At 49.5% G+C, this 5,588-nt stretch carries 3 protein-coding genes; all 3 read right to left on the minus strand.

The annotated features are described in order from the left end of the window. Window positions 1–87 precede the first annotated feature (87 nt). Window positions 88–1,008 carry a DUF2169 family type VI secretion system accessory protein gene (locus HMPREF9370_RS01885; RefSeq protein ID WP_009115583.1) on the minus strand — a complete coding sequence of 307 codons (921 nt, stop codon included), beginning with the start codon at window positions 1,006–1,008 and terminating at the stop codon, window positions 88–90. A 134-nt stretch (window positions 1,009–1,142) separates the two neighbouring features. Then, entirely contained in the window at window positions 1,143–1,814 is a 672-nt protein-coding gene (locus HMPREF9370_RS01890) for a hypothetical protein (RefSeq protein WP_009115585.1), read from the minus strand. A gap of 28 nt (window positions 1,815–1,842) precedes the next feature. Beyond that, window positions 1,843–5,588 (minus strand): RHS repeat-associated core domain-containing protein (locus HMPREF9370_RS12425; protein ID WP_009115586.1); only part of this gene is annotated, 3,746 nt, incomplete at its 5' end.

The raw sequence follows: 5,588 nt of genomic DNA on the forward strand, positions 1-5,588 counted from the left end.
TTTTACGGGCGATTTTGTTGATGGCCATGAATATGCTCCTGTTTCGGTAATCTGCTTAAAGCGGTTTGCGGTAGGAAATCAATCGGTTTATGCGGGTGCCGTTAACGACGGCGGTATGGGGATAAATTCAGTTTGCGAATCACGGCAGGCTTGGGCGGCGGCGATTTGGTCTCCCCGTTCGTGCCGCGCGATAAACCTGAGTTGGCACGAAGCGATTTCCAACTCTTCCGCAAAAGAGGTTCGGTAGTTGCAGTCAATCCGCCGTTTTTCCACATCCACAAACACGGTGTCCAACACCATATCTTTACACAAAGACTGATTGGCTGCGGTATAGGCATGGACGAACACGGTTTCTACCGGCAGTTCGACGGTAAAATGTTGGTTGGGCGCTTGGAAGGAATGCACCATGCCGGTGAAACCGAGTTCATAAATATGGTTGGGCTTCAGATGGGGCAGTTGCAGCGACGGATGCGCGCCGTTCCAATAGGCCATAGAAAAATCTTCCGGCAGCAGCGGGGCGCGGTTTTCAATCCAATGGGTGTCGGCGGTGCCGGTATGTTTGGCGCGTTGGGCGAAGTAGCGCGGCATGAAACCGAAGCCTTCGGGGGAGGCTTTTTCGGCAGGATCGCGCACGGGTTTGGCCGGATCGTAAATCTGATGGGCTCTCAGCATCCGCTTGAAGCTGTTTTTTTGCAGGAAAGATTTCGGATAATAGCCGATGCCGATGACGTTTTCCTGATAGCCTGTGTGGTCGTCTTCAACTTCGCTCCCGCCGAAGGCAAATTCATAGCGGATGGGCAGGGAGAGGATAGGGGAGGGTTCGCCGACAGACCAGCCCACGGCTTCGCGTATCCAATAGCGCTCTCCCGTAACGGCAAGGGTTTTACGGTAATCGCCGATGCTGACCGAAGCGGCAAATTGCCGGGCGGGCAGATCGTCGGGTGCGTAGGCTACCGCATTGATCACAAAATCGGTTTTAGGCTTATAGAGGCAAAAATCGCTTTCCAACTCGGTGGCGGAAAAAAGGCCGTTTGAAAGGGTTTATGTTTCAGAGGGCTTGATGATAGATGTTAGGTTTCAGGCAGGCTTTGTGATAGTTATTATGTCAAATAATTTAAATAAAATTTGTGCGCAAAGTACACCTATTCATCAATAGTCATTAACTCATTAAAATATTTTTCTATTTCTAATTTTGAATCCTTAGTAATATTTTTATACTGAATGCAAGAGGTAATTTTGGAATAAGAACTCAATAAACGTTCTTCACTTATCGATTTACTGGTTGCTAAAATGTTTATAGCATCATACACATCTAGATGTTCATTTAATTCATTATTTTTAAATAAAATACCTAGCAACCCATCAGGTGTTTCAAGTTTTTTGTTTAAATCAATAATTATTTCAATTGCTTTGGAATATGTATCTTTTATTTTCTTTTCTAAATCATCAATAGATTCAACTTTAAAAAACCAACCATTTAGATTTTTATAGTTTAAACCATACAGGGTTAATATATTTTTCCAATCTGTAATAATAAAACTAGGGCGTGGCACCTTCAGCTCATTTTCACCCTCCTTTGCAAGGAGTTTATTTTCTGATTTTTTATGTAATTTTTCCACTTCTAAATTAGTATATGAATATACTAAATGTAGTATATCGCTGCGTTGCGAAAAAAGAAAATTAACTTCAGATAAACTATCTTTCGTCTTAAGTTTATATTTATTCTTTAACTTGTTGGCCTTATAGCAATTAGTCTCTAAAATAGAGCCATATTCTGAATACAAAACTTCCATAATTAGTTTAGTTTTTTCCATATCAACACCTTTTGCAATATAAAGTTATTTACAAAGAAGCTATGAATTTATCAGCTTCCTTACAGTTTTCAGTACATTTTGAATTTAAAACTTTAGTTTTAATGCCTTTCGTTTTTTTACCTTTTAAAGAAGCTGGAGCATTCTTTCCTGTTATAGTTCCTTGACCTTTATCAATCAATTCATCTTTTTCTCGTTGCATTCTATCCCGTGATGCGCCGTTACTTTTGACTTCAACATGAAATTTCTTACCTCCTACTTCTATTAAAAAATCCATAAACCTTTTTCCTTTTTCTGTATCAACAGTTATCTGTGAACCTAGGACTTTAACATCTGGATTCATGCTCAAACAATCTGAAATATGATTTTCATGATCTTTGCCAGGAGATTCTCCATTATCAGTTGCTTTCATAAACCGCCCTTTAGCATCTCTTGGCTGGTGTTTCCAACCCCAAGGATCTAACCAATTTTGAGAATTCGGAGCAAACTGATAAAAATTATCCCCGCCCCACAACCTGATCGGATCCTGATTAACAAACCTACCGCAGTCCGATTCGTAATAGCGGAAGAAGTTGTAATGCAAGCCCGTTTCTTTATCACAGTATTGATTTTGAAGCCGGAACGGCTGATGGGCATTTGTAATATTGGTTTCCGATTTGAGTTTGCCCCAACCGAAATAATCCCCGAACCATAACAAATTACCGTCTTTATCGGTCATTTCGCGCGGAATGCCGATTTGGTCGCAGTGGAAATAGCTGGTTTGCTGTTGGTTCTTGCCTTCTACATTCGTCCAATCACGGATTTGCGCCAGCGGTTCGTAAGAATCTTGGTCGGTATAAATATAGGTGTACAGGCCGTCTGAATGTGTTTCCTGTAACAAGTGGCTGCCGTCCCACAGGAAGGCAATTTCGCTGTCTAAAATATCTTTGCCGCTCTGCATTTTCAGACAGGCATTGTTTTCCACGCCGTCTGAAAGGGGTTCAGCATCTCCGTTTTCTTTCAGACGGCCTTTGCTTATCCGTCTGCCCAACGCGTCGTAGCTATAAACCCACGTTTCTTTGCGCCAATTGCCGCCGACATCTTTGCGTTGGATTTCCACCTTAATGAGTTGGTCGTGCAAATCATAGAAATAGTTTTGCACTTCACCGTTTGGCAGTTCTCTATGAATCAGGTTACCGAGGCCGTCGTAGTAATAGCTGGTGCCGTTGTATTCTTTAAGACGGTTATCTTTTACTGCGTTGTCCCGATGCCTGTCTGAAAGGATATTGTGCGCGGGGTCGAAGGCGAACCGTTCGTCGCCCGCCCGGGTGATTCTGCCCAGTTTGTCGTACTCGAAATGCGTCGTTCCCGTCCTCTGGTCGGTGCTGTGGAGCAGGTTGCCGGTTTTGTCGTAGCCGTAGCTGCGTTTGACCGCGGTTTGGCCGTAACCTGCCGCTACTTTGCTTTTGCCTTTCGGTTCGGTTAAGGCTTCCAGTTGGGCGATTTGTTTTTTCAGACGGCCTAGCGGGTCCAGTTCGTAGCGGCTGGTTAAGGCTCCCTGTGTCCTTTGGATTTCGCGGTGCAGTTTGTCGCGTTCGATGTCCGTGATGACTTCGCCGTCGAGGTTGATTTGGTGCAGGTGGCCGCTGCCGTAATACAGATAGTTGATTTGTCTGCCGTCGGGCAATACGGTGGCGGTGCGGTTGCCGTTGAAGTCGTAATGGTAACGGATGCTGTTGGTGATCGGCTGGAACAGCATATCGTATTGCGGGTCGCGCCAGTCGGTGGCTATCAGGCCGTTTCGGGCATTCTCTTCTTGGGTCGGTACCTTCCAGTGGTGCTGGCCGATGAGTTGGCCTCCTGCGTTGTAGTCGAAGCAGGTGATGCTGTGTGCATTGGCGGCACGGACGAGGTTGCCGTTGGGGTCGTAATGATAGGCGGTTTCCTGAACCTTGCCTGTGCTGTCGTGGGCAAGGGTTTGGGTCAGGCGGCCCAAGATGTCGCGTTGGAACTCGGTGATTCTGAGCGGGGTTTTGTCTTTAAGGCCGTCTGAAAGCGGTGTTCTGTCTGTGCTTTTAACGGGTTGCCCGCCGTATTGCGCCATCAGTTTGGCGGCTACGGAGGCATCGTCGCCGTATTCGCTCTGCTGCACCAGTTCGCTGCCGGCGTTGTAGTGGTAAGCGGTCAGTTTACGGTCGAAGCCGCTTTCGGCCACCAAACGGTCGAGCACGTCGTAGGCGAAGCGGTAGCGGGCGCCGTTTTCGTTGGTAAGGCCGATGAGCCTTCTTGCTTGGTCGTAGTGGTAGCCGAAGGTGTGGCCCAGCGCATTGGTGCGTTGCGTCGGCAGACCGTCTTGGCCGTATTCGTATGCGGTGGTATGGCCTTCGCCGTCGGTATGGCCGGTTAGGCGGTCGGCGGCATCGTAACGGAAGGTTTCTTTGCTGCCGTCGGGGTAGAGGGCGAGGGTGAGGTTTCGGTTGGCGTCGTAATGGTATTCGGTGTGCTGGCCTAAGGCATCGGTGATGCGCGCCAACTGCCCTTCGGGGGTGTAGGCCAGTTTGGTTTGGTAGCCGGAGCAGTCGGAAATCAGGTCGGGCTGGTTGTTATGGTCGTAGTGATACTCGGTGGTGCTGCCTTTGGGGTCGGTAACGCTCAACAGCAAACCGTTGCCGGCATACTCGAAGCGGGTGGTGTGTTTGAGCGGGTCGGTATGGGTGAGCAGATTGCCGGTTTCGTCGTAGGTGTAGCTGTCGTAGTTTCCTTCGGCATCGCTTTTGCGGATCAGGCGGTAGCTGTCGTCGTAGTCGAAATGCAGCATGGCGCCGTCGGGGCGGACGATGGTCTCGATTTGGCCTTCGTTGCTGTATTGGTAGCGGGTAACGCGCCCCATTGCGTCGGTATGGCTGAGCAGACGGCCCAAGCTGTCGCGTTCCATCAATACAGTGCTGCCGTCGGCGAACACCCGTTTGGTCAGCTCGTTGTTGTCGTCGTAATGGTATTGCTCGGTGCGCCCTAAGACATCGGTTACTTCGGTGTAGCCGTCGTGATAAGCGAAACGCCATTCCTCACCCAGCGAAGTCCAATTGCGCAGCACTTTGCCGGTGGGGGTGTAATGGCTGTATTCGTAATAGGCGGTCAAACCCGCCGCATCGGTGTGCGACACCATCAGGTTGTTTTGATAAGTGAAACTGCGTTTGACCGCGCCGTCGCGGCCGATCACACGCAGCAAATCGCCGCTGTTGCCGTATTCGTAGCGCACCAATGCCGCTCCGACCTGCGCGGCTGCGCCGACATCGGGCAGGGCATCGAGCAACGATACCGACAACAGGCGCAGTTTGGGCGCGGCGGCACCGGCGACATTGCCGAAGTGTAAGTAGAACACCCGCTCGTTGCCGTCGATAATGTATTGCGGCAGCCCCGTGATGGGATGATAAACGAACCGCTGATGGTTGCTGTTGGCATCTTCCACCGCCACCAGCGGCAAGAGGCTGCAACTGTCGCCGTTCGGATCGTCTTCCGATACCGCCAACGGTGCAAAACGCAACGACACCGAACCGTCCAGCGAAGCAATCACATAATGGCCGTCTGAATTCTTGCTGAACCAGATTTGTTCGCTCTCGAACAACACCGGTTCTTCATCGTCTTCTTCCAGTTCCGGTAATGGGAACAGTCGCCCCTGATCATCGATATAGGCCAAGCCCGCCGCATCGCGGATGATGCGTTGGCTGCCGGGTACGCTCCAGCCCTCGCCGAGCCAGCCGGTGCCGTCTTGGTCGGAATAATAGCTGCGGTTCCACT

Origin of the sequence: Neisseria wadsworthii 9715, from assembly GCF_000227765.1 — a bacterium.
GTDB lineage: Bacteria > Pseudomonadota > Gammaproteobacteria > Burkholderiales > Neisseriaceae > Neisseria > Neisseria wadsworthii.

Coding starts and splice junctions, on each gene's coding strand:
- HMPREF9370_RS01890 (WP_009115585.1), bottom strand. CDS start 1,814: ATGGAAAAAACTAAACTAATTATGGAAGTTTTGTATTCAGAATATGGC.